Annotated in this window: 22 protein-coding genes; 19 read left to right on the top strand and 3 right to left on the bottom strand. The window is 71.6% G+C overall.

The genetic code is table 11. The features are described 5' to 3' along the window. Positions 1-207: 207 nt before the first annotated feature. From arc to prcA, 6 genes are all read left to right on the top strand, one after another. Positions 208-1,974: a proteasome ATPase gene (arc, locus tag CHF15_RS41020; protein WP_089229045.1), complete on the top strand. Its 1,767-nt coding sequence runs from the start codon at positions 208-210 to the stop codon at positions 1,972-1,974. 206 nt (positions 1,975-2,180) lie between these two features. Then, the gene (gene dop / locus CHF15_RS41015) at positions 2,181-3,692 is read left to right on the top strand and encodes a depupylase/deamidase Dop (RefSeq protein WP_375820090.1); all 1,512 of its coding nucleotides are present in this window, start codon (positions 2,181-2,183) and stop codon (positions 3,690-3,692) included. A 136-nt stretch (positions 3,693-3,828) separates the two neighbouring features. Continuing rightward, positions 3,829-4,047, top strand: coding sequence for a ubiquitin-like protein Pup (locus tag CHF15_RS41010; RefSeq protein WP_089229052.1), 219 nt, complete (start codon positions 3,829-3,831; stop codon positions 4,045-4,047). A 255-nt stretch (positions 4,048-4,302) separates the two neighbouring features. After that, positions 4,303-4,698 carry an endonuclease VII domain-containing protein gene (locus CHF15_RS46250; RefSeq protein WP_245939330.1) on the top strand — a complete coding sequence of 132 codons (396 nt, stop codon included), beginning with the start codon at positions 4,303-4,305 and terminating at the stop codon, positions 4,696-4,698. Continuing rightward, on the top strand, positions 4,650-5,495 hold the full coding sequence (gene prcB / locus CHF15_RS41000) for a proteasome subunit beta (protein WP_089229042.1): 846 nt from the start codon (positions 4,650-4,652) through the stop codon (positions 5,493-5,495). The genes CHF15_RS46250 and prcB overlap by 49 nt, the downstream gene beginning before the upstream one ends. A gap of 50 nt (positions 5,496-5,545) precedes the next feature. Further along, positions 5,546-6,343 carry a proteasome subunit alpha gene (gene prcA / locus CHF15_RS40995; protein ID WP_089229041.1) on the top strand — a complete coding sequence of 266 codons (798 nt, stop codon included), beginning with the start codon at positions 5,546-5,548 and terminating at the stop codon, positions 6,341-6,343. 60 nt (positions 6,344-6,403) lie between these two features. Here the strand turns inward: prcA and CHF15_RS40990 are convergent, their stop codons facing one another. Further along, complete coding sequence (locus CHF15_RS40990; RefSeq protein WP_089229040.1) at positions 6,404-7,411, bottom strand: LacI family DNA-binding transcriptional regulator; 1,008 nt, start codon at positions 7,409-7,411, stop codon at positions 6,404-6,406. A 123-nt stretch (positions 7,412-7,534) separates the two neighbouring features. On the opposite strand from CHF15_RS40990, the gene CHF15_RS40985 reads away from it, so the two are divergent. From CHF15_RS40985 to CHF15_RS40935, 11 genes are all read left to right on the top strand, one after another. Beyond that, complete coding sequence (locus tag CHF15_RS40985) at positions 7,535-8,782, top strand: MFS transporter (protein ID WP_089229039.1); 1,248 nt, start codon at positions 7,535-7,537, stop codon at positions 8,780-8,782. 9 nt (positions 8,783-8,791) lie between these two features. Beyond that, complete coding sequence (gene pafA / locus CHF15_RS40980) at positions 8,792-10,153, top strand: Pup--protein ligase (protein ID WP_018564343.1); 1,362 nt, start codon at positions 8,792-8,794, stop codon at positions 10,151-10,153. Between the two features lie 112 nt (positions 10,154-10,265). Further along, complete coding sequence (locus CHF15_RS40975; protein ID WP_179280210.1) at positions 10,266-11,252, top strand: FKBP-type peptidyl-prolyl cis-trans isomerase; 987 nt, start codon at positions 10,266-10,268, stop codon at positions 11,250-11,252. A gap of 39 nt (positions 11,253-11,291) precedes the next feature. Continuing rightward, on the top strand, positions 11,292-11,663 hold the full coding sequence (locus CHF15_RS40970; protein WP_018564341.1) for an FKBP-type peptidyl-prolyl cis-trans isomerase: 372 nt from the start codon (positions 11,292-11,294) through the stop codon (positions 11,661-11,663). A gap of 193 nt (positions 11,664-11,856) precedes the next feature. Next, positions 11,857-12,834 (top strand): helix-turn-helix transcriptional regulator, encoded by a 978-nt coding sequence (locus CHF15_RS40965; RefSeq protein ID WP_089229037.1) that lies wholly within the window; start codon positions 11,857-11,859, stop codon positions 12,832-12,834. A gap of 18 nt (positions 12,835-12,852) precedes the next feature. Continuing rightward, positions 12,853-13,800: a helix-turn-helix transcriptional regulator gene (locus CHF15_RS40960; RefSeq protein WP_089229036.1), complete on the top strand. Its 948-nt coding sequence runs from the start codon at positions 12,853-12,855 to the stop codon at positions 13,798-13,800. Positions 13,801-13,813: 13 nt separating this feature from the next. Then, positions 13,814-14,101 carry a CpXC domain-containing protein gene (locus tag CHF15_RS40955; RefSeq protein ID WP_245939329.1) on the top strand — a complete coding sequence of 96 codons (288 nt, stop codon included), beginning with the start codon at positions 13,814-13,816 and terminating at the stop codon, positions 14,099-14,101. Between the two features lie 19 nt (positions 14,102-14,120). After that, positions 14,121-14,321: a hypothetical protein gene (locus CHF15_RS40950; RefSeq protein ID WP_089229035.1), complete on the top strand. Its 201-nt coding sequence runs from the start codon at positions 14,121-14,123 to the stop codon at positions 14,319-14,321. Between the two features lie 288 nt (positions 14,322-14,609). Next, a complete protein-coding gene (tatA, locus tag CHF15_RS40945; protein ID WP_089229034.1) occupies positions 14,610-14,903 on the top strand; it encodes a Sec-independent protein translocase subunit TatA in 294 nt (97 codons plus the stop codon). A 112-nt stretch (positions 14,904-15,015) separates the two neighbouring features. After that, entirely contained in the window at positions 15,016-15,903 is an 888-nt protein-coding gene (gene tatC / locus CHF15_RS40940; protein WP_089229033.1) for a twin-arginine translocase subunit TatC, read from the top strand. 149 nt (positions 15,904-16,052) lie between these two features. Further along, positions 16,053-16,946 carry a diacylglycerol kinase gene (locus tag CHF15_RS40935; RefSeq protein WP_089229032.1) on the top strand — a complete coding sequence of 298 codons (894 nt, stop codon included), beginning with the start codon at positions 16,053-16,055 and terminating at the stop codon, positions 16,944-16,946. Between the two features lie 27 nt (positions 16,947-16,973). Here CHF15_RS40935 and CHF15_RS40930 read toward each other — a convergent pair whose 3' ends face one another. Further along, a complete protein-coding gene (locus CHF15_RS40930) occupies positions 16,974-18,173 on the bottom strand; it encodes a PucR family transcriptional regulator (RefSeq protein WP_089229031.1) in 1,200 nt (399 codons plus the stop codon). After that, a complete protein-coding gene (locus CHF15_RS46530) occupies positions 18,170-19,423 on the bottom strand; it encodes a PucR family transcriptional regulator (protein WP_143681754.1) in 1,254 nt (417 codons plus the stop codon). The genes CHF15_RS40930 and CHF15_RS46530 overlap by 4 nt, the downstream gene beginning before the upstream one ends. 347 nt (positions 19,424-19,770) lie before the next feature. Between CHF15_RS46530 and CHF15_RS40920 the strand changes: the two genes are divergently transcribed. Both CHF15_RS40920 and CHF15_RS40915 read left to right on the top strand, forming a co-directional pair. Beyond that, positions 19,771-21,039 carry an ABC transporter substrate-binding protein gene (locus CHF15_RS40920; RefSeq protein ID WP_089229029.1) on the top strand — a complete coding sequence of 423 codons (1,269 nt, stop codon included), beginning with the start codon at positions 19,771-19,773 and terminating at the stop codon, positions 21,037-21,039. 149 nt (positions 21,040-21,188) lie between these two features. After that, positions 21,189-24,020 carry a DEAD/DEAH box helicase gene (locus tag CHF15_RS40915; RefSeq protein WP_089229028.1) on the top strand — a complete coding sequence of 944 codons (2,832 nt, stop codon included), beginning with the start codon at positions 21,189-21,191 and terminating at the stop codon, positions 24,018-24,020. The last annotated feature ends 71 nt before the right edge of the window (positions 24,021-24,091 follow it).

Genomic DNA, 24,091 nt, shown 5'->3' with positions numbered 1-24,091 from the left:
GGACAGCCCTTGACGGGCGTTGACCGAACCGACGATACAACCGGCCGCTTTCGGATGGTGATGGCTGGGTATCTCCCTGGCGGGAGGACGTGCGCAAGGGTGAAGATCGGACACACCCAGGACGTCTTTGTGATCTAGGGGTTTCAACCCCTACTGGCCCAGGTAGGGTCTGGAAGCGTCCAGCTCCCCTTGGAGGAGGTGAGGACCGTGGCGGCCCACGACGACGACATCAACCGTGGCGGCCGACCCGCTCGTGGATCGGAAGACCCCATGAGCCAGGTCGCCTTTCTTGAGCAGGAGATCGCCGTCCTGCGACGTAAGCTCGCCGACTCTCCGCGGCACACGAGGATTCTCGAGGAGCGGATCGTCGAGCTGCAGACCAACCTGGCAGGCGTGTCCGCTCAGAACGAGCGGCTGGCGAACACCCTCCGCGAGGCCCGCGACCAGATCGTGGCCCTCAAGGAGGAAGTGGACCGGCTCGCACAGCCCCCTGCCGGATTCGGTGTGTTCCTGCAGGCGAACGAGGACGGAACGGCCGACATCTTCACCGGCGGCCGCAAGCTGCGCGTGAACGTCAGCCCGTCCGTCGAGCTGGACGACCTCCGGCGCGGCCAGGAAATCATGCTCAACGAGGCGCTCAACGTGGTCGAGGCCATGGAGTTCGAGCGCATCGGAGACATCGTCACCCTCAAGGAGATCCTCGAGGACGGCGAGCGGGCCCTGGTCATCGGGCACACGGACGAGGAGCGGGTGGTGCGGCTTGCCGAGCCGCTGCTGGACGGCACCCTCCGCGCCGGCGACGCGCTGCTGCTCGAACCGCGCTCCGGATACGTCTACGAACGGGTCCCCAAGAGCGAGGTCGAGGAACTCGTCCTCGAAGAGGTCCCCGACATCGACTACCGCCAGATCGGCGGCCTCAGCAACCAGATCGAGCAGATCCGCGACGCCGTCGAACTGCCCTACCTGCACGCCGAGCTGTTCAAGGAGTACGAGCTCCGCCCGCCCAAGGGCGTGCTCCTCTACGGCCCCCCCGGCTGCGGCAAGACACTCATCGCCAAGGCCGTCGCCAACTCCCTTGCGAAGAAGGTCGCCGAGGTCACCGGGCAGCCCCAGGGCAAGAGCTACTTCCTGAACATCAAGGGCCCCGAGCTGCTCAACAAGTACGTCGGCGAGACCGAGCGGCAGATCCGCCTGGTCTTCCAGCGCGCCCGCGAGAAGGCCAGCGAGGGCACCCCCGTCATCGTCTTCTTCGACGAGATGGAGTCCCTCTTCCGGACCCGCGGCTCCGGCGTCAGCTCGGACGTGGAGAACACCATCGTCCCCCAGCTGCTCGCCGAGATCGACGGCGTCGAGGGCCTGGAGAACGTCATCGTCATCGGCGCCTCCAACCGCGAGGACATGATCGACCCCGCGATCCTGCGGCCCGGCCGCCTGGACGTGAAGATCAAGATCGAGCGGCCGGACGCCGAGGCGGCCAAGGACATCTTCTCCAAGTACCTGGTGACGACCCTCCCGCTGCACGGCGAGGACCTCTCCGAGCACGGCGGGTCGCCCGGGGCCACCGTCGAGGCCATGATCCAGTCCGTGGTCGAGCGCATGTACTCCGAGTCCGAGGAGAACCGCTTCCTGGAGGTCACCTACGCCAACGGTGACAAGGAAGTCCTCTACTTCAAGGACTTCAACTCCGGCGCCATGATCCAGAACATCGTGGACCGGGCCAAGAAGATGGCGATCAAGGCCTTCCTCGACCACAACCAGCGCGGTCTGCGCGTCTCCCACCTGCTCGCCGCGTGCGTGGACGAGTTCAAGGAGAACGAGGACCTGCCCAACACCACCAACCCGGACGACTGGGCCCGCATCTCCGGCAAGAAGGGCGAGCGGATCGTGTTCATCCGCACCCTCGTCACCGGAAAGCAGGGTGCCGACACCGGTCGCTCCATCGACACCGTCGCCAACACGGGTCAATACCTGTAACACGCGACCACCCTCCGGCTGCGGGTGCCCACGCAGGGGCACCCGCAGCCGGAGCATTTCACCCGGCATCACCCAGGAAAGCGCGTAATGATCTCCCCACCACCGCCATCGCGTTCTAGGCTCAGCGGTACCGCACGAGGGCCGGTCGCGAAGCGGTACTTGAGCGACCGGCCCAGCACGGGCCGCAGCCGGGCAAGGAGGGCCGCATGACCGTACGGCGAGTAATGGGCATCGAGACGGAGTACGGGATCTCCGTCCCGGGCCACCCGAACGCCAATGCCATGCTCACCTCGTCCCAGGTGGTCAACGCCTACGCGGCGGCGATGCACCGGGCGCGCCGCGCCCGCTGGGACTTCGAGGAGGAGAACCCACTGCGGGACGCCCGCGGCTTCGACCTCGCCCGCGAGGCCGCGGACACCAGCCAGCTCACCGACGAGGACATCGGCCTGGCCAATGTCATCCTCACCAACGGAGCCCGGCTCTACGTCGACCACGCCCACCCCGAGTACAGCGCCCCGGAGGTCACCAACCCCCGCGACGCCGTCCTGTGGGACAAGGCCGGCGAGCGCATCATGGCCGAGGCCGCCGAGCGCGCCGCCCAGCTCCCCGGCGCCCAGCCGATCCACCTGTACAAGAACAACACCGACAACAAGGGCGCGTCCTACGGCACCCACGAGAACTACCTGATGAAGCGGGAGACCCCCTTCTCGGACATCGTGCGCCACCTCACGCCCTTCTTCGTCTGCCGCCAGGTCGTCACCGGCGCCGGCCGCGTCGGAATCGGCCAGGACGGCCACGAGCACGGCTTCCAGATCAGCCAGCGCGCCGACTACTTCGAGGTCGAGGTCGGACTCGAGACCACCCTCAAGCGGCCCATCATCAACACCCGCGACGAGCCGCACGCCGACGCCGAGAAGTACCGCCGGCTGCACGTGATCATCGGCGACGCGAACCTGTCCGAGATCTCCACCTACCTCAAGCTCGGCACCACCGCCCTCGTGCTGTCGATGATCGAGGACGGCTTCATCAACGTCGACCTCGCCGTCGACCAGCCCGTACGCACCCTCCACCAGGTCAGCCACGACCCCACGCTGCGACGGCTCATCACGCTGCGCAGCGGCCGGACGCTGACCGCCGTCCAGCTCCAGATGGAGTACTGCGAGCTGGCCCGCAAGTACGTCGAGGACCGCTTCGGCACCGACGCCGACGACCAGACCAAGGACGTCCTCGGACGCTGGGAGGACGTGCTCAACCGCCTCGAGGGCGACCCCATGAGCCTCGCCGGCGAACTCGACTGGATCGCCAAGCGCGAGCTCCTCGAGGGCTACCGGCGCCGCGACTCCCTGGACTGGGACGCCGCCCGCCTCCACCTCGTCGACCTGCAGTACGCGGACGTACGCCCCGAGAAGGGCCTCTACAACCGCCTGGAGGCCCGTGGCCGCATCCAGCGGCTGGTGACCGAGGAGGAGGTGTCACGGGCCATCAGCAAGCCCCCGGAGGACACCCGCGCCTACTTCCGCGGCCGCTGCCTGGAGCAGTACGCGGACGACGTCGCGGCGGCCTCCTGGGACTCCGTGATCTTCGACCTCCCCGGCCGGGACTCCCTGCAGCGCGTCCCCACGCTGGAGCCGCTGCGGGGCACCCGCAACCACGTCAAGGAGCTGCTGGACCGCTGCCGCACGGCCGAGGAGCTGGTGCGGATCCTCTCGGGGGGCTGAGCAGGGCTGAAATCCGTCCGAACCGGGAATCATCGGGGTGGCCCCCGGACGTTGGGCAATACCGGGGGCCGAAGTCAGACCCTCCTTGTAGGGTCTGATCTTGTAGGACATGGACACCGAGCGGGGTGAGGGACACATGGCTACCAAGGACACCGGCGGCGGGCAGCAGAAGGCCACGCGTTCGACCGAGGAGGTCGAGGAGACCGCGCAGGACGCGCAGGCCGCCTCCGACCTCAAGGAGCGGCAGGAGAAGCTGTCGGACGACGTGGACTCCGTGCTGGACGAGATCGATGACGTCCTCGAGGAGAACGCGGAGGATTTCGTACGTTCGTTCGTACAGAAGGGCGGAGAGTAGATCAACTTGGATGCGCCGGAAAAGCGGTGCCGCGACTGCGGCCAGGTGAAAGCGGCATCGGAATTCTGGCGGTCCAAGTCCTCGCCCGACGGACTGGCGTTCTACTGCAGACCGTGCGCGGGCCGGCGCAACGCGGAGTCGGCGCGGCGGCGCGCAGAACGGGAGGGGCGTACGATGCGCCCCTCCCGTGGGTCGCGAGAATCCCTGCCCGAGGGGTACCGGCGTTGCCCGGACTGTGAGCAGGTTCTGCCGCTCGTGGCATTCCCCCGCAACCGGAGCGCGAAGTCCGGCTTCGCCAGCTACTGCAAACCCTGTCAGAACGCGAGATCCCGGGAGTCCAGGGACCGGCTGCACGGTGGGAGCCGCCACTACCACCTGAAGCGCCGGTACGGCCTCGGGGCCGAAGAAGTCGAAGCAAAGATCAAGGAGCAGTTCGGCATCTGTCCGATCTGCCTAACTCCCGGCCCTCAGCATGTGGATCACGATCACCTCACGGGTAAGGTGCGATCAGTGCTCTGCTTCAACTGCAACGGCGGTCTGGGGCAGTTTAAGGACAACCCAGAACTGCTGCGCCGCGCAGCGGATTACGTGGAAGGAAACGTGTGGAAGCCAACACTCGTAGCACCGGGCGTCTACCAGCTGCCTTCCTGACGCCTGGCTCGTCCTCGTTCGTGGACTTCCTGGGGGCGCACCAGCCGGACATGCTCCCGGGCAATCGCACCCTGCCCGCCGTGAAGGGGGCCGTCGAGCTGCCGCACGGGACGACGATCGTGGCGGCGGCCTTCCCCGGCGGCGTGGTGCTCGCCGGTGACCGGCGGGCCACGATGGGCAACGTCATCGCGCAGCGGGACATCGAGAAGGTGTTCCCGGCCGACGAGTACTCGGCGGTCGGCATCGCGGGCACGGCGGGCCTGGCGGTGGAGATGGTCAAGCTGTTCCAGCTGGAGCTGGAGCACTACGAGAAGATCGAGGGCGCCACGCTCTCGCTGGAGGGCAAGGCCAACCGTCTGTCGACCATGATCCGGGGGAACCTGGGGATGGCGCTGCAGGGGCTGGCGGTGGTTCCGCTGTTCGCCGGCTACGACACGGACCGGGAGAAGGGGCGGATCTTCTCCTACGACGTCACGGGCGGCCGTTCCGAGGAGCACGGCTTCGCGGCGACGGGTTCGGGCTCGGTGTTCGCGCGGGGTTCGATGAAGAAGCTGTACAAGCCCGATCTCACGGAGTCGCAGGCGACGACGCTGGTGGTCCAGGCGCTGTACGACGCGGCGGACGACGACTCGGCGACCGGTGGCCCGGATCTGGGGCGGCGGATCTATCCGATCGTCACGGTCATCACCGACGAGGGCTTCCGCAAGCTGACCGAGGCCGAGTCGTCGGAGATCGTCCGGGCCGTCCACGAGCGGCGGCTGGAGCTGCCGGACGGCCCGCGGGCCGAGCTGCTCTGACCTGGTCGCCCGAGATGCACTCGCTACTGACAGAAAGGGACGGATAGCCGGTGTCGACGCCGTTCTATGTCTCACCCCAGCAGGCCATGGCCGACCGTGCCGAGTTCGCCCGCAAGGGCATCGCGCGCGGGCGCAGCGTCGTCGTGCTGCAGTACACCGACGGCATCGTCTTCATCGCCGAGAACCCGTCCCGCGCCCTGCACAAGGTCAGCGAGATCTACGACCGGATCGCGTTCGCGGCGGTGGGCAAGTACAACGAGTTCGAGAACCTGCGGATCGGCGGGGTGCGTTACGCCGATCTGCGGGGTTACACCTATGACCGGGACGACGTGACCGCGCGTGGTCTGGCGAACGTGTACGCGCAGACGCTGGGCACGATCTTCTCGAGCGTGGGGGAGAAGCCCTACGAGGTGGAGCTGATCGTCGCGGAGGTGGGTGCGGACTCCTCGGAGGACCAGATCTACCGGCTGCCGCACGACGGTTCGATCGTGGACGAGCACGGTGCGGTGGCGGTCGGCGGCAACTCCGACCAGATCGGCAGTTACCTGGATCAGCGGCACCGTGACGGTATGACGCTGGCGGAGGCGCTGAAGCTGGCGGTGGAGTCGCTGAGCCGGGACAGCAACGGCAGTGACCGGCAGCTGACGGCGGAGCAGCTGGAGGTCGCGGTGCTGGACCGTACGCGGCCGCAGCAGCGCAAGTTCAAGCGGATCCTGGGCCGGCAGTTGTCGCGGTTGCTGGAGGGGGAGGGGGCGGCGCCGTCGGCGGAGAAGGCGGAGAAGCCCGCTCCGTCCGCCGCTCCGGCCGACGGGGACGACGATCTTCCGGAGCTCGACGAGGACGTGTGACGGGTTCGGGCCCGTTTCCGACGCCCCGGTCGCCTTTCGGCGGCCGGGGCGTCGGCCGTTTCAGGGGTGGCGTGGTGGGGCCGTGGAGCCGCGGACGACGAGCCGGACGGGGAGTTCGGTGCCGGTGGCCGGGTGGTCGGCGAGGGTGTCGAGGAGCGCGGTCATGCCCTGGGCGCCGACGGCGTCGGCGGGGAGGGCGACGGTGGTGAGTTCGGGTTCGACGGCGGTGGCGAGGGCGGAGTCGTCGTAGCCGGTGACGGAGACGTCGTCGGGGACACGGAGTCCGTGGCCGCGCAGTGCCTTGCAGGCGCCGACGGCGAGGACGTCGTCGTCGCAGATCAGGGCGGTGGGGGGTGGGCCGGGGCGGGCGAGGAGGCGTTCGGTGGCCCGGCGGGCGTCCTGGTAGGCGAGGGGGGAGCGTTCGGTGGGCGGGGTGGTGCCGAGGGTGTCGGCGAGGGCCTGGGCGCGTTCGTGGAAGGTCCAGGTGTCGATGTCGGCGGCGAGGTGGGCGATGTCGCCGGGGTGGTGGCCGAGCCCGAGGACGTGCCGGGTGATCTGCCGCATGCCGTCGGCGATGGCGAGGTTGACGGTGGCGGCGGGGCCTGGTGCCGCGGGGTCGGCGTCGAGCATGACGAGGGGGAGTCCGCCGTCGCCGATGGCGGCGAGGGCGTCGGCGGCCATGGAGGAGGCGATGACGCCGTCGAGGGCCGCGCGGGCGGAGCCGAAGGGGTCGCGGGCGGGGCCCACGCCTTCGGGTGAGGGGTAGAGGACGACGCCGAAGCCGTGGTCGTCGGCTACGCGGGCGGCGCCGGTGTAGACGCGGGCGAAGTACTCGTTGGTGATGGTGGGCACGACCAGGAGCGCGGTGCGGGTGCGGCCGAGGCGGAGGTTGCGGGCGGCGAGGTTGGGCCGGTAGCCGAGGTCGCGGGCGGCGGTGCGGACGGTGTCGGCGGTGCGTTCGGAGACGCGGCCGCGCCATTTGTCGCCGAGGACGAGGGAGACGGTGGCCTGGGAGACGCCGGCGGCGCGTGCGACGTCGCGTGAGGTCGGGCGCGCTGTGTCGGTCACCGTGGGGCCTCTCTCGGGTTGGTCGGGGGGAGTCGGCACACGGTCGTGCGGCTGGACCGGTGGACTGGGCTCATGGTACGTATGACCCACGACGTTATACGTACAACCTCCGAAGGGGCGGGCATGGGGACCGGTTACGCGGACCTGTTGCGGGCCCGGCACGCGGTGCGGCTGCTGACCGGCACGCTGGTCGGCCGGCTGCCGAACGCGACGGCGGCCCTGGGCATCGTGCTGCTCACGCGGGCGCAGGGCGGCGACTTCGCCCTCGCGGGGGCGCTGTCGGCCGTCTACGGCCTGGCCAACGCCGTGGGACAGCCGCTGCTGGGCCGGGCGGTGGACCGGCTGGGGCAGCCGCGGGTGATGTTCCCGGCGGCGGTGGCCTCGGCCGCGGGCATGGCCGTCTTCGCGCTCTCCGGGCCCCGTCCGCTGCCCCTGGCGTACGCCGCGATGCTCGTGGCGGGTTTCTTCACCCCGCCCCTGGAGGGCGGGCTGCGGGCGCTGTGGCCGGGCGTGCTGAGGCGGGAGGACCGAATCCACGCCGCGTATGCGCTGGACGCGGCCGCTCAGGAGGTCATGTTCGCGGTCGGGCCGCTGCTGGTGACGCTGCTGGTGGCGGCGTTCTCGGAGACGGCGGCGCTGCTGTGGATCGCGGCGGTCGGTGTGGCGGGGGCGCTGAGCGTGGTGACCTCGCCGCCGTCGCGGGAGTGGCGGACGCAGCCGCGCACCCCGGACTGGCTGGGGCCGCTGCGCGCGCCGGGTCTGCGGGCGCTGGTCGGTTCGTTCTTCTTCGTGGGGCTGGCGCTGGGCTCGATCGCGGTAGCGGCGGTGGCGTACGCCGACGGGCACGGGGGCGGGATGGTCTCCAGCTATGTGCTGTCGGGGATCGGCGCCGGGGCGCTGGCGGGCGGGGTGTTCTACGGGGCGCGGCAGTGGGCGGGGGTCCCTGAGCGGCGGCTGCGGCTGCTGATGGCGGGGCTGGCCGCGGGGTATCTGCCGCTGGCGCTGGTGCCGGGTGTCCCGTTGATGTCCGGTCTGGCGGTGCTGGCGGGCCTGTTCCTGGCGCCCTCGCTGGCCTGCGCGTTCGTGGTGGTCGACCGGCACGCGCCGGTGGGCACGGTGACGGAGGCGTTCTCATGGATCGTCACCACGTTCGGGGTGGGCGCGGCGCTCGGTACGGCGGTCGCGGGACCGGCCGCGCAGTACGGCGGGGCGGCGGCGGCCTTCGGTGTGGCGGGGGCCGGCGGGGTGGTGGCGCTGGCCGTGCTCCTGGCCAGTGGGCGATACCTCATGCCCCCCGAGCCGGCAACCGGGACGGAAAAAGATCGAATCGCCGTGGTCGAACCCGGTTTGAGGTCCACGCATCAGGCGTAAGGTCTCTTCATGGACCGCCGCATTTTCGGGCTGGAGAACGAGTACGGCGTCACGTGCACGTTCAGGGGACAGCGGCGTCTGTCCCCGGACGAGGTGGCGCGGTACCTCTTCCGCCGTGTCGTGTCATGGGGTCGCAGCAGCAACGTCTTCCTTCGCAATGGCGCCCGTCTCTACCTCGACGTGGGTTCGCACCCGGAGTACGCCACTCCCGAGTGCGACGACGTGACGGAACTCGTCACCCACGACAAGGCGGGGGAGCGCATCCTCGAGGGCCTCCTGGTGGACGCCGAACGGCGTCTGCACGAGGAGGGCATCGCGGGTGACGTCTACCTCTTCAAGAACAACACCGACTCCGCGGGGAACTCCTACGGGTGCCACGAGAACTACCTCGTCGCCCGGCACGGCGAGTTCTCCCGTCTCGCGGACATCCTGATCCCCTTCCTGGTGACCCGGCAGTTGCTGTGCGGCGCGGGCAAGGTGCTGCAGACCCCGCGTGGCGCGGTCTACTGCGTCAGCCAGCGCGCGGAGCACATCTGGGAGGGCGTCAGCTCCGCCACCACCCGTTCCCGGCCCATCATCAACACCCGGGACGAGCCGCACGCGGACGCCGAGCGCTATCGGCGGCTGCACGTCATCGTGGGCGATTCCAACATGTCCGAGACGACCATGCTGCTGAAGGTCGGCGCGACCGACCTGGTGCTGCGCATGATCGAGGCGGGCACCGTGATGCGGGACCTGACGCTGGAGAACCCGATCCGGGCGATCCGCGAGGTGTCGCACGACATAACGGGCCAGCGCAAGGTCCGCCTCGCCTCGGGCCGGGAGGCCTCGGCCCTGGAGATCCAGGAGGAGTACTACTCCAAGGCGGTGGACTTCTGCGACCGGCGCGGCATCCGCAGCGGTGTCATCGAGCAGGTCCTCGAACTGTGGGGCCGGACCCTGGAGTCCATCTCCAGCGGTGACCTGGACAAGATCGGCACCGAGATCGACTGGGTGATGAAGTACCGCCTGATCGAGCGGTACCGGGCGCGCGACAACATCACGATGTCGCACCCGCGCATCGCGCAGATAGACCTCGCGTACCACGACATCCACCGCCGCCGCGGGTTGTACTACCTGCTGGAGAAGCGCGGCCAGGCCAAGCGGATCTGCAACGACCTGAAGATCTTCGAGGCCAAGTCCGTGCCCCCGCAGACGACGCGGGCGCGGCTGCGCGGCGATTTCATCCGCCGCGCGCAGGAGCAGCGGCGCGACTTCACGGTCGACTGGGTGCACCTGAAGCTCAACGACCAGGCGCAGCGCACCGTGCTGTGCAAGGACCCCTTCCGGTCGGTGGACGACCGGGTGGAGAAGCTCATCGCCGGCATGTAGCGGCGGTGGCGTGGACGACCCGGGGCCCCGTACGTGTTCGTACGGGGCCCCGCCCACGTCGTAGAGTGGCGCGCACGCCAGACAACGCAAGATCGACCTGATGGGGATCCCCGTGCGCCGACGCTCTCTTCTCCTCGCCGTCCCTGCCGGACTGCTCACCCTCGCAGGCTGCGGTGACGACAAGTCCGGCAAGCCGGCGGCCAGCGCCAGCCCATCGGGTCCCGCGTCCTCGTCCGCGCCGGTGAAGATCGTGGAGGGTCCGCTGCCGGACATCACCGCCGGCACGAAGTTCGGCGAGAAGCCGACGGTCGCCAAGGGCCCCGGCGCGCCGAGCAAGGACCTGGCCGTCAAGACGGTGATCCAGGGCAGCGGCACCACCGTCGCCCAGGGCGACTACCTCCAGGCGAACTACCTCGGGCAGATCTGGGACACGGCCAAGGTCTTCGACAACTCCTGGGACCGGGGCGCGCCGGCCATCTTCCCGATCGGTGTCGGCCGGGTCATCCCGGGCTGGGACAAGGCCCTGGTGGGCAAGAAGGTCGGCGACCGGGTCGAGCTGGCGATCCCCCCGAACCTGGGCTACGGCGAGCAGGGCCAGCCGGACGCCGGCATCAAGGGCACCGACACGCTGGTGTTCGTCGTCGACGTGGTGGACACCTTCAACGGCAAGAGCTCCGCGAAGGGCAAGGCCGTCGCGCAGAACGACGCCAAGCTGCCCAAGGTCGGCACCAACACCGACGGCAAGGCGCCCTCCATCGAGGTGCCCAAGACGGCCGCGCCGACCAAGCTGGTCGCCAACTACGTGCTGGAGGGCGACGGCCGCCCCGTCAAGCCCACCGACACCCTGCTACTGCAGTACAAGGGCGTGGTGTGGGACGGCGGCAAGGAGTTCGACTCCAGCTACAAGAACGGCCAGTTGGCCCAGTTCCCGCTGCAGCAGCTGATCAAGGGCTGGCAGGAGGGTCTCGCGGGCAAGAAGGTCGGCAGCCGCGTGATGCTCGTGGTGCCGCCGGACCTCGGCTACGGCGACAAGGCGCAGCCGGGCATCCCGGCCAAGTCCACGCTGGTGTTCAGCCTCGACATCCTCGCGGTGATGTAAGACTAGGCAGGTTGTCCGCACCTCTTTAGGAGCACGTACGTGAGCATCGAGAAGCCCGAGATCGACTTCCCCGGCGGCGAGCCGCCGGCCGAACTGGTGATCAGGGACATCTGGGAGGGCGAGGGCGCCGAGGCGAAGGCGGGTCAGAACGTCACCGTCCACTACGTCGGTGTCGCCTTCAGCACCGGCGAGGAGTTCGACGCCAGCTGGAACCGCAACTCGCCCTTCACCTTCCCGCTGGGTGGCGGCCGGGTCATCAAGGGCTGGGACCAGGGCGTGCAGGGCATGAAGGTCGGCGGCCGCCGTGAGCTGACCATCCCCGCGCACCTCGCCTACGGCAACCAGAGCCCGAGCCCGCTCATCAAGGCCGGCGAGACGCTGATCTTCGTGGTGGACCTGCTGTCCGTCTGACCGGCACGTCCGGCAGGACCACGCTCCGGAGCCCCCGCCGACCGGCATCGCCGGCCCGGCGGGGGCTCCGTCGTGCGGGGGACGCGGCCGCACCGGCGGGGGCGGTCACCGGAACCGGCCTTCGCTTCAGGCGCGCGGCCCGGTCGCGATAGGGTCTCGAAGGAGAGCTGAAGAAGGAAGAAGGTTGCGTCGAGTGGCGATTGCCAAGGCCGAGCGGCTGATGAACCTGGCGCTGTGCCTGATGAACACCCGGCGCCCGGTCAGCAAGCGGGAGCTGCGGGCGTCCATCGAGGCGTACCACGAGATCGGCTCCGACGAGGCGTTCAACCGCATGTTCGAGCGGGACAAGGACGACCTGCGCGAGCTCGGCATGGTCATCGAGACGGTGGAGAGCCTCGACGGCGAGATCGGCTACCTCGCCCGCCGCGACCGCAACCGGCTCCCCGAGATCGCCCTGGACGCCGAGGAGGCCGCCGCGCTGAGCCTGGCCGCCAAGGTCTGGCAGCAGGCGCGCTTCGCCGAGGCGGCCAGCGGTGCTCTGCAGAAGCTGCGCGCCGCGGGCGTCCCCTTCCACGACGAGGGCGACGGCGACGAGGGCGTACGGGAGCAGTCCGGGCACAGTGCCCTGGAGCCCCGCATCCCCACCCCCGAGCCGGCGTTCGAGCCCCTGATGGTCGCCACCCGCGAGCGCCGCCCCGTCGCCTTCGACTACCGCAAGGCCAACGCCGTGCGCCCCGAGCCCCGCCAGGTCGAGCCGTGGGCGCTGGAGTGCTGGCGCGGCCACTGGTACCTGGCCGGCTGGGACCGCGACCGGACGGCCGTGCGCGTCTTCCGGCTCTCCCGGATCACCGGCCGGGTCCGCACCCGAGGCGGCGCCTTCACCACCGAGGTGCCCGACCACGTCGACGTCCGCGCCGCCGTCGCCAGCTGGGCCGGCGAGGGCGCGACCGCGACCGCCAGGATCCGGCTGCGCCGCGACTCCGGGTACCCGTTGCGGGCCCGCGCGGTGGAGACGATCCCGGTCGACGCCGACTGGGACGAGCTGGAGATCCCGTACGGGCACGGACTGGACGCCTGGCTGGTGGAGTTCGGCCCGGACGTGGTCGTACTGGGGCCCGACGAGTTGCGGGCCGATGTCGTGGACCGGCTGCGCGCCGTCGCCAAGGGCTGAGCGGAGGAGTACGGAGAGATGGCCAACGCGATCGACCAGACGCGCCGGATGCTGTCCCTGGTCACCTATCTGCGTGAGCGCCCCGGCGCCCGCGTGAGCGACGTGGCCCGGGCGTTCGGGGTCACCGAGGCCGAGCTGATCGGCGACCTGAACGTGCTGCCGCTGTGCGGCACGAGTTTCCGGGGCGGCGACCTGCTCGACATCGACACCGACGGCGAGCGGATCTGGTGGCACAACGTGGACGACGTCGCGCAGCCGCTGCGGCTGGCCGCCGACGAGGCCGCCGCGCTGCTGGTCGCCGCCCGCGCCGTCGCCAACCTGCCCGGACTGCGCGAGAGCGACCGGCAGGCGCTGCTGCGGGCCACCGCCAAGATCGAGGGCGCGGCGGGCGAGGCCGCCGGCGCGTCCTCCCGGCTGTCGGTCACCTTCGAGTCCGAGGGCAGTGTCTTCGCCGACGTCGACCGTGCCATCGCCGAGCGCCGGCGCCTGTGGATCCGCTACTACTCGCCGTCCCGGGACGAACTCACCGAGCGCGAGGTCGACCCGATCCGCCTGTTCGCGGTCGGCCACACCTACTTCGAGGGCTGGTGCTACCTGTCGGAGGACCGGCGCACCTTCCGCCTCGACCGGGTCGCCGAGATCCGTCTGCTGGACACGCCCAGCGACCCGCCGCGCATCGAGCCGCGCGACCTGTCGCAGGGGCTGGTGCAGCCGGCCGGCGACGACCCGGAGGTCGTGATCGAGGTCGGCCCCGGTGGCCGCTGGGTCGCCGAGTACTACCCGCACGACCTCGCCGAGGAACTCCCCGACGGCGGGCTCCGGATCACCCTGCGCACCCCCGACCCGGGCTCGCTGCGCCGTCTCGCGCTGCGGCTCGGCCGTGACGGGCGCATCGTGTCCCCGGCCGACCTCTCCGGCAGCGCCCGCGACGCCGCCGCCCAGGCCCTCGCGGCCTACGGCGAGTGAGGGAAGCGCCGGGATGGACGACCTCGACACGCTCGACCCCCTCGGTACCGTCAGCCGGCTCGGCGACCCCGCCGCGACCCCGCCCGAGGTGATCTTCCGGGCCTCGTGCCCGGAGTGCCGCACCAGCTTCGAGTTGTCGGCCGACGCCCTGCGGCTGGCCATCGGCGGCAGCCACCGCACGACCTTCTACTCCTTCACCTGTCCCGACTGCGGCTCCTCCGTGCGCAAGCCGGCGGGCGACCGCATCGTGGAGCTCCTCACCGACGGCGGTGTCCGCACGATGCGGCTGCACACCGGCTGAGCCGCTACGCTCGGCTGTCATGTGGTGGCTCTACCTGTACGTCGGCCTCGCGACCGCCGGCCTGCTCGTGCTCGGTGTCCTCGCTCTTCGTGTGTACGCCGAGGTGCGCGGCCTCGCCCGGCAGGTGGGGCGCAGCAGCGACCGGCTGCTGCAGGCCTCCGAGGACCTGCGGCGCGCCGCCGAGCCGCTGGCGCGCGGCGCCGGCGAACTGTCGCGCTGACGACCGGCCCCGCTGACGACGGCCCCGCCGTCGCCGCCGTGTCGCCGGGGGCGCCCGGAAACACCGGGAAAGCGCTGTACGGAGCACTCTCGTCCTTCCTCGTCCAGGAAGGTACGCTGCTGAGGTTGCCCCGGATGAGCGCGGCGGGGTGGCAACGGCAAGGACGCCGGGGGATTGCCAGGCGTTTACCCCCGCACGTTACGATCGCTGGCAGAGCGGACACCGTGTCCACGGACCCGGAGCCCGCTGCTCAAGAACCCATGCCGCCTCGGTGAGAAGGTAAAGCTTATGTTCGGCAGGCTCGGCGCCCCTGAGATCATCCTCATCCTTGTCGTCGTTCTGCTGCTGTTCGGGGCCAAGCGTCTCCCCGACATGGCCCGCGGCCTTGGGAAGTCGATGCGCATCCTGAAGAGCGAGGCGAAGGCGATGAAGTCGGACGACTCGGCCGCCCCGGCTGCGGCCCCGGCCGACGCGCCCGCCGACGCCCAGGCCGCGCCGAGGACCATCCAGGCCGCGCCCGGTGACGTCAACAGCGCCCGCCCGGTCTCCGACACCCAGCAGCCCCGCCAGACGCAGAGCTGACACGACGGCACAGGTACGGGCCGCCGGCGGGGACGCCGGCCACCGCGTGAGATGAGGACCTGGGTTGCTCAAGTCTGCCCGCGAAAAGCCGTCGAAGGACCCCGACGGGCGCATGCCGCTCGTGGAGCACCTGCGTGAGCTGCGCAACCGGCTCGCCAAGAGTGTGCTCGCGATCGTTGTGGTGGCGATCGTCGCCGCCTTCTACAGCCAGCAGCTCCTGGAGTTCCTGGCCTCTCCGGTACCCAAGTGCGGCCCCGGGGTCGTCAGCAGCGGCGGCAACTGCGCCATCGTCACGTTCGACTCGCTGACGGCGCCGTTCGCCCTCACGATGCAGGTCTGCTTCATGGCAGGCGTCATCGGCGCCAGCCCGGTGTGGCTGTACCAGCTGTGGGCCTTCATCGCCCCCGGTCTGCACCGGCACGAGCGCAAGTACACCTACATGTTCGTGGGTGCGGCGCTCCCGCTCTTCCTGGGCGGCGCCCTTCTCGCCTACAAGATCATGCCGGTCAGCATCAAGGTGCTGATCAGCTTCACGCCCGAGGGCTCCTCCAACCTGCTGAAGCTGGACGGTGTGCTGGACTTCACCATCCGCATGGTGCTGGTCTTCGGCATCGCCTTCGAACTCCCGCTGCTCCTGGTCATGCTCAACCTGGTCGGCATGGTCAGCGGCCGCCGTATGGCGGGCTGGTGGCGCGGTGTGGTCATGGGCGTCTTCGTCTTCGGCGCCGTCGCGACGCCGACCACCGACCCGGTCAGCATGATCGCCCTGTCCGGCCCGATCGTCGTCCTCTACTTCTGCGCGGTCGCCTTCTCGCTGTTCAACGACCGGCGCCGGCGCTGGCGCAACCCCGACGCCGATCTCTCCGACGACGAGGCCTCCGAGCTGGACCTCACCCCGGAGGCGATCGGCCCCGGTGAGCGTGTCTCGGCCTCCGTTCCCGAGCAGCCCGGACCCGTCGAGGACGGACGCCGCTCCGGCGACTTCGACGACGCGACCTGACGCCGCGGAACCCCGACGGGGCCCCGCCCGGACATCCGGGCGGGGCCCCGTCGTCATGCGGCACGGGCCTTTGCCGGCCGTGGTCGCCCCTCGCAAGAAGGGGCGCCGGTGATCTCGACGGCTCGGCTACCGCAGGGTAGGGTCCGCGCGTGACCAGCGAGATCACCATCGTCTCCAACCCCACCGCGGGCCGCGGGCGGGGCGCCGGCGCCGTGGGACCGGCCGCCGACGCACTGCGCCGTGCGGGCTTCGACGTGTGCACCGTCGTCGGCACCGACGCGGCGGACGCCCTCGCGCGGGCCCGAGAGGCCGTGGCGGCCGGTACCGGGGCCCTGGTCGCGGTCGGCGGCGACGGCATGGTGTCGCTGGCCCTCCAGGCGGTGGCGGGAACCGGCACGCCGCTGGGCGTCGTCGCCGTCGGCACGGGCAACGACTTCGCGCGGGCGACCGGGCTTCCGATACGCGAGCCCGCGGCAGCCGGGGAGGCGATCGCGCGGGCCCTGAAGGAGGAGTCCGTCCGCGAGATCGACCTCGGCCGCGCGGGCGAACGGTGGTTCGGCACGGTCCTCGCCTCCGGCTTCGACTCCCGGGTCAACGACCGCGGCAACCGCATGCGCCGGCCCAGCGGGCGGCTCCGCTACGACGTGGCGATGCTGGCCGAACTGGCCGCACTGCGCCCCATCCCGTACCGCATCACCCTCGACGACGGAGCCGAGCAGGAGATCGAGGCCACCCTCGTCGCCGTCGGCAACGGCACCTCGTACGGCGGCGGCATGCGGATCTGCGCCGGCGCCGAACTCGACGACGGGCGCTTCGACATCTGCGTGGTCGGGCCGTGCAGCCGCAGCACACTGCTGCGTGTCTTCCCCCGGGTCTACCGCGGCACCCACCTCGGCCACCCCGTGGTGACCGTGCACCGCGCCGCCGCGATCACGCTCGCCGCCGACGGCATCACCGGCTACGCCGACGGCGAGCCCCTCGGCCCCCTGCCGCTGACCGCGCGGACCGTCCCGCGGGCGCTGCGACTGCTGGCGGCGCCGTAGTTCCGGCCGAGGGGACGGCGGGCCGGCTCAGGTGGCGGCGGAGCGCAGGACGTCGACGGCGAGGGCGAGGTCGACGAGTTCGCGGGGGTGGGCGAGGCGGCGCCCGGTGAGGAGTTCGAGGCGGCGCAGGCGGTTGAGGACCGTGTTGCGGTGGCAGTCCATGCGTTCGGCCGCGGCGCGCGGGGAGCCGTCGCACTCCATCCACGTGGTGAAGGTGAGCAGCAGGGACTCGCGCTCCTCGTCGGGCAGCTCCCGCAGCGGGCCGAGGACGCGCTCGGCCAGCTCGCCGGCGAGCCGCCGGTCCGCGGCGGCCACGACCGTCGGCATCCGGTCCTCCCACAGCGCCACCTCGCCGTCGAAGGCGCACGTGGGCAGGGCCAGTTCGGCGAGCGTCAGGGCCCGGTGCAGTTCGGCCGGACCGTGTACGACCGGGCTGACCCCCGCCCGCAGTCCGGGGACCGCGCCCAGGAGCGCGGCGAGTGCCCCGGGGGAGCGGTCGCCGAGCAGGACGACCAGGACCTCGCCCGTGCCGCGGGGCACCCGCAGCACCCGGCTGCCGGCGCCCGCCGGGAAGGCGTCGTCGCCGGGCGTGCCGGAGGCCGAGGCCCGCACGCTGGTCACCGCCACGACGAAACGGCCGTCACCCGGCACGCCCAGGGCCTGGGCGGCGGCGCGTACACCGAGGCTGTCGGTGCGCCCGTCGAGCAGCGCCTCCAGCACGCGGACGGCCCTTCTGCCGCCGCCGGCCGTGCCGTCGCCCAGGGTCTCCCGATAGGCGTCGGCCAGGATCGCCGTCGTGCGCTCGCGGAACCCCCACATCCGCGGGGCGATGTGCACCATGAGCGGGATGCCGCCGGGGTGGTGCGCGGCGACGGTGTCGACGAGTCCCTGCCACACGACGGCGCCGCCCACGGCGAAGACGTGCGTCAGCAGTTCCGGTGGCATGCCCTGTGCGGCCTGGCGCCGACCGGCCTCGCGCAGGTAACGGGCCGCGTCCGCGTCGCGCTCCGGGTCCACGAGCCGGTCCAGGTGCATGGTGATCATCGTGGCGAAGCCGTCGAGGGAGCAGTCGGGGTCGTCGACGTGGTCCACAAAGCCGGGGACCTCGGTGTGCAGCCGCGCCATGACCTGCTCCGCGAGCTCGCCGACGCGTTCCTTCATGCGCAGCGCCGCCGTCCGCAGCAGCTCCCCGGCCGCCTCGTCCCGCGTCCGCGGACGCGCCGTCACCGGGGCGCCCGGGGGCCGTGCGCCGCGGAGATCCGCTCGGCGTCCAGGGCGAGCGCCAGGTGCACCACGTCGCGCGGCCGCGCCACGGAGCGGCCGGTGAGCTCGTCCAGCCGGCGCAGCCGCCGGCGCACGGTGTTGGCGTGGCAGAACAGGGCGGCCGAGGCCTTCTCGACGGAGCCGCCGGCGTCCAGCCACGCCTCCAGGGTCTCCAGGAGCACGCCGGCCTCCGCGGCCTCCGCCTCCCGCAGCCCGCCCAGCACCGCGGCGGCGACCTCGCTCGCGACGTCCGGGCGGCGGGCGAGCAGCCCGGCCGGGTAGCGGCGGTCCAGGACGGCCACCTCGCCGTCCCGGGTGCAGGTGCGCAGCGCGAGTTCGGCGAGTTCCCTGGCGTGCCCGACCGCGCCCAGCCGGTCCACCTCCGGGCTCAGCCCGGCCCGCGTCCCGGCGGGCACCTCCAGCGCGGCCGCGAAGTCGCCGAGCGTCAGGTCGCCCACGCCCAGGTCGGCCAGGAGCACCTCGCCGCCGGGCGGGAACGCCCGGTGCACCCGCACCCGGGCGGGCACCGCGCTCCGCCGCCGTACGGGCACGGCGGTCCCGGCGGTGCCGCGGACGACGGCGACCGCGAAGCGGCCGTGCTCGGGCAGGCCCAGCGCGTCCGCGGCCTCGGCGAGGCCGGTGGCGTCCACCCGCCCGGCGAGCACTCCTTCCAGCGCCCTGCGGCCGCGCTGCCGGTGGAAGGTCACCTCGCCGCGGGCGCGCAGGTAGGCGTCGGCCATCAGCCGGCTGTCCCGCTCGAACAGGTCCCAGACCTCCGCGGCCGCGCGGGCGATCAGCTGCGTCCCCTCGGGCCCCTGGCCCTCCCCGGCCCGGACCAGCGCGAGCCACAGCGCGTCACCGGCCGTGCGGCAGGCGCCCATCATCGGCTCCAGCGGGAAGCCCTGCCAGGCCCGGCGTTCCCCCACCCACGACAGGTATTCGGCGGACACCGTGGAACGCCCGGGATCGGCGAGCGAGTCGAGGACGGCGGCGACCGACCCCTCGGTCTCCTCCAGCAGGCCGGACGGGGCCAGCGCGGGCTCCCGGTAGGCCGGGTGCCGGTCCCGGATCCGCTCGACGATGTGCGCCGCGACCGGCGCCACCTGTCCGCGGACCTGCAGTGCGGCGGCTCTCAGCACGTCGTGGTGCTCCCGTCCCGAGGCGCCCGTGACGCCCGCGGTGCGCATGGGACGCGTCGGCGCGGGGCTGGCCATCCGACCTTCCTCTCGGCTCTCCGGGCGCGGGGCGGGGGGTGGGGGGTGGGGGGTTGCCCGCTCCGGCATTCCTACCGGCTGGTAGCCCGGCTCGGAAGACAGGTGACGCAAACGTGACCGACATCCGGACAGAACCCACACACCACCGAACACACGGTCGTACGGGACAGTGCGGGCGGTGCCGCTGCACAGCCGGGCCCCGCCGCCGTTGGGAACCGCGACCAGAAACGCACCCGCCCCTCGCCGAACCGGCCGCGGTCTCTTCCCATGGAGCTCCCGCACCACCGGCCCCACGGCGGTGGCCGCCACCGCACCCGCGGTCCCACCCCTCCAGGAGCGAGCACACCGTGACCCGGAAACAGCGCCTCAGGTCCACCGTCGTCCTCACCGCCGCCCTCACCTGCGTCCTCACGGCCTGCGGCGGGGACACCGGTACCACCGCGGACGACGGCCCGGTCGACGCGAACGGCGTCAGGATCGGGCCCGGCGTCACCGACTCCGCCATCACCCTGGGCGTCCTCACCGACCTGTCCGGACCGTACGGCCCCCTGGGCCGCTCCGTGCTGCAGGCCGAGAAGCTCTACGTCGACCAGGTCAACCGCAAGGGCGGTGTGTGCGGCCGCAAGCTCAAGCTGCTCGTCCGCGACCACGGCTACGACGTCGAGAAGGCCGTCGTCCAGTACAACGAGATGGAACCGAGGATCGCCGCGATGCCGGGACTGCTCGGCTCGTCGATCATCAACGTCCTGCTCGACAACATCATGAACGACGACGTGATGACGACCTCGCTGGGCTACTCCTCGAACCTGCTCGGCCAGCACACCCTGACGACGATCAACTCCACGTACGACGTCGACATGGTCAACGGCTTCGAGTACCTCGTGGAAACCCGGGGGCTCGGGCCCGGCGACCGGATCGGCTACCTGTACCTCGACGGGGACTACGGCAACAACGCGCGGCGCGGGGCCCGGTTCGTCGCCGACGAGCGCGGCATGACCCTCGTCGAGAAGAAGGTCCAGGACAGCCGCGAGGACCTGTCGCAGGAGGTGCGGGAACTCGCCGAGTCCGGTGTGAAGGCCATCCTGATCAGCACCAGCCCCCCGCAGACGGCCTCGGCGGTCGGCGCCGCCGCCGCGATCGGTCTCGACGTGCCGTTCCTCGGCAGCGCCGTCGGCTTTGACCCGCGGCTGCTGAAGACCCCCGCGGCGCCGGCGCTGCTGAAGATGCTGGAGCTCGTCGCCCCCACCCCGGCGCTGAGCAGCGACGCCCCCGAGGCCGGGAGGCTCGTCGCGGACTACCGGCGCCGCTACCCGGGGGCCCCGCTGGACCAGGGCCTGGTGACCGGGCACAACACGATGGCGGTGGCCGTCCAGGACCTGAAGTCGGCCTGCGCGGCCAAGGACCTCAGCCGGACGGGCATCATCGAGGCGCACCGCCGGCAGAAGCAGTACGACCCCGGGCTGGGCCCGGCCCTCGACTTCTCCGACCCGTGGGAGCCCAGCGCCACCCAGAGCTACATCGTCAAGCCCGAGCAGGGCGTGCCCGGCGGCCTGGCCGGGGTGAAGGACGCCTTCAAGGTCCCGTTGGTGGACGAGTACATCGCCGTCATGATCTGAGCCGCCCGCAGGTCGGGCGCGGAGCACGGGTGCGGGGGCGCGTCGCGGGGGCCGGTCCCCGCGACACGCCCGGTTCCCGCGCCGTGGGTTTTGCTTCGGCAAAAAGATCATGTCGACTGTCAGTGCGGCCCGGTAGTCTCGTTTTCAAGATGAACGACGAGATGTCTCCCGCCGAGCGTTACGCCGCGTCCAGGCTCCGCGCCGCTGAGCAGGCCACCGCACTCGCGGGCTTCCGCGAGCTGTACGACTTCGGGCTGGACCCCTTCCAGATCGAGGCCTGTCAGGCCCTCGAGGCCGGCAAGGGCGTGCTGGTGGCGGCACCCACCGGCTCCGGCAAGACCATCGTGGGCGAGTTCGCCGTCCACCTGGCCCTCGGCGAGGGCCGCAAGTGCTTCTACACCACCCCCATCAAGGCGCTGTCGAACCAGAAGTTCACCGACCTCGTCAAGCGCTACGGCGCCGAGCGGGTCGGTCTGCTGACCGGCGACAACAGCGTCAACGGGGACGCGCCGATCGTGGTCATGACCACCGAGGTGCTCCGCAACATGCTGTACGCGGGCTCCCAGGCCCTCGACGGCCTCGGCTACGTGGTCATGGACGAGGTGCACTACCTCTCCGACCGCTTCCGCGGCGCGGTCTGGGAGGAGGTCATCATCCACCTCCCGCAGTCCGTGACCCTGGTCTCGCTCTCCGCGACCGTCTCCAACGCCGAGGAGTTCGGCGACTGGCTCGACACCGTCCGCGGCGACACCCAGGTCATCGTCTCCGAGCACCGCCCGGTGCCGCTGTGGCAGCACGTCCTGGCGAGCCGCCGGATGTACGACCTGTTCGAGGAGAAGCGGGGCGCCGGCCCGGGCGCGCAGCGCGCCGTCAACCCCGACCTGGTGCGGCTGGCCCGGATGGAGAACCAGCGATCCTTCAACGGCCGCGACCGGCGCGGCGGCAAGGTGCGCGAGGCCGACCGCGAGCGCGACCGCCGCCAGCAGCGCAGGATCTGGACGCCCAGCCGCGTCGAGGTCATCGAGCGGCTGGACGCGGAAGGGCTGCTGCCCGCGATCACGTTCATCTTCAGCCGGGCCGGCTGCGAGTCGGCCGTGCAGCAGTGCCTCTACGCGGGCCTGCGGCTCAACAACGAGGAGAACCGGGCCAAGGTCCGCGCCATCGTCGAGGAGCGCACCAAGTCCATCCCCGACGAGGACCTGAACGTCCTGGGCTACTTCGAGTGGCTGGAGGGCCTGGAGCGTGGCATCGCCGCGCACCACGCCGGCATGCTGCCGACCTTCAAGGAGGTCGTCGAGGAGCTCTTCGTGAAGGGCCTGGTCAAGGCCGTCTTCGCCACCGAGACGCTGGCGCTGGGCATCAACATGCCCGCCCGCTCCGTGGTCCTGGAGAAGCTCGTCAAGTGGAACGGCGAGACCCACGCCGACGTCACCCCCGGCGAGTACACGCAGCTCACCGGCCGTGCCGGACGCCGCGGCATCGACGTGGAGGGCCACGCGGTCGTGCTGTGGCAGCGCGGCTTCGACCCCGTCCACCTGGCGGGGCTGGCCGGCACGCGTACGTATCCGCTGCGGTCCTCCTTCAAGCCCTCGTACAACATGGCCGTCAACCTCGTCGGCCAGTTCGGGCGGCACCGCTCGCGGGAGCTGCTGGAGACCTCGTTCGCGCAGTTCCAGGCCGACCGCTCGGTGGTCGGCATCTCCCGCCAGGTGCAGCGCAACGAGGAGGGTCTGGACGGCTACCGCGCCTCCATGACCTGCCACCTCGGTGACTTCGACGAGTACATGTCGCTGCGCAGGCAGCTGAAGGACCGCGAGGCCGACCTGTCCCGGCAGGGCGCCAACCAGCGCAGGGCGGCCGCCGCCGAAGCGCTGGAGAAGCTCCGCCCGGGCGACATCATCCACGTCCCGGCCGGCAAGTTCGCCGGCCTGGCCCTGGTCCTCGACCCGGGCGTGCCCGCCGGGCGCAGCCCCGGTCACCACAGCCGGCACGACCAGTTCCACCACGACGGCCCCCGCCCGCTGGTGCTCACCGCGGAGCGGCAGGTCAAGCGGCTCGCACAGATCGACTTCCCGGTGCCGGTCGAGGCGCTGGACCGGATGCGCATCCCCAAGTCCTTCAACCCGCGCAGCCCCCAGTCCCGGCGCGACCTGGCCTCCGCCATGCGCTCCAAGGCCGGTACGGCCGGCATCGCGCCGCAGCGCCAGCGCCGCCAGCGCTCGGCCGCCGCGGACGACACCGAGATCGCCCGGCTGCGCACCGAGATCCGCTCGCACCCCTGCCACGGCTGCGACGAGCGCGAGGACCACGCCCGCTGGGCCGAGCGCTACCAGCGGCTGCAGCGCGACACCAAGCAGCTCGAGCGCCGCATCGAAGGCCGCACCAACACCATCGCCCGCACCTTCGACCGCATCTGCGCCCTGCTCACCGACCTCGGCTACCTCGAGGCCGACAAGGTCACCGCGGACGGCCGCCGGCTGGCCCGGCTCTACGGCGAGCTCGACCTCCTGGCCAGCGAGTGCCTCCGCGACGGCGTGTGGGACGACCTCGGTCCCGCGGACCTCGCCGCCTGCGCCTCGGCGCTCGTCTACGAGTCCCGCTCCGCGGACGACGCCATGCCGCCGCGGCTGCCGTCGGGCGGCGCCCAGCAGGCACTCGGCGAGATGGTCCGCATCTGGGGCCGCCTCGACGCCCTGGAGGAGGAGCACCGGATCAACCAGGCCGAAGGCGTCGGCCAGCGCGAACCCGACCTGGGCTTCGCCTGGGCCGCCCACCGCTGGGCCTCCGGGCACGGCCTGGACGCGGTGCTGCGCGACGTCGACATGCCGGCGGGCGACTTCGTGCGCTGGACGAAGCAGCTCATCGACGTCCTCGGCCAGATCGCCGGTGCCGCCCCCGAGGGCAGCCCGGTGCGCCGCAACGCCCGCAAGGCCGTCGACGCGCTGCTGCGCGGCGTCGTCGCGTACTCCTCGGTGGGCTGACGACCGCGGCGCGCCGCCTCCGGGCGGCGCGCCGGGTCCCGCCCGCCCGCGAAGCACGTCGGCCGACCGCC

The sequence above is a fragment of the Actinacidiphila glaucinigra genome, assembly GCF_900188405.1.
Taxonomy (GTDB): Bacteria; Actinomycetota; Actinomycetes; order Streptomycetales; family Streptomycetaceae; genus Actinacidiphila; species Actinacidiphila glaucinigra.
Note: the sequence above shows the minus strand (reverse complement) of the source record. Positions and strands in the feature narration are given on the sequence as shown.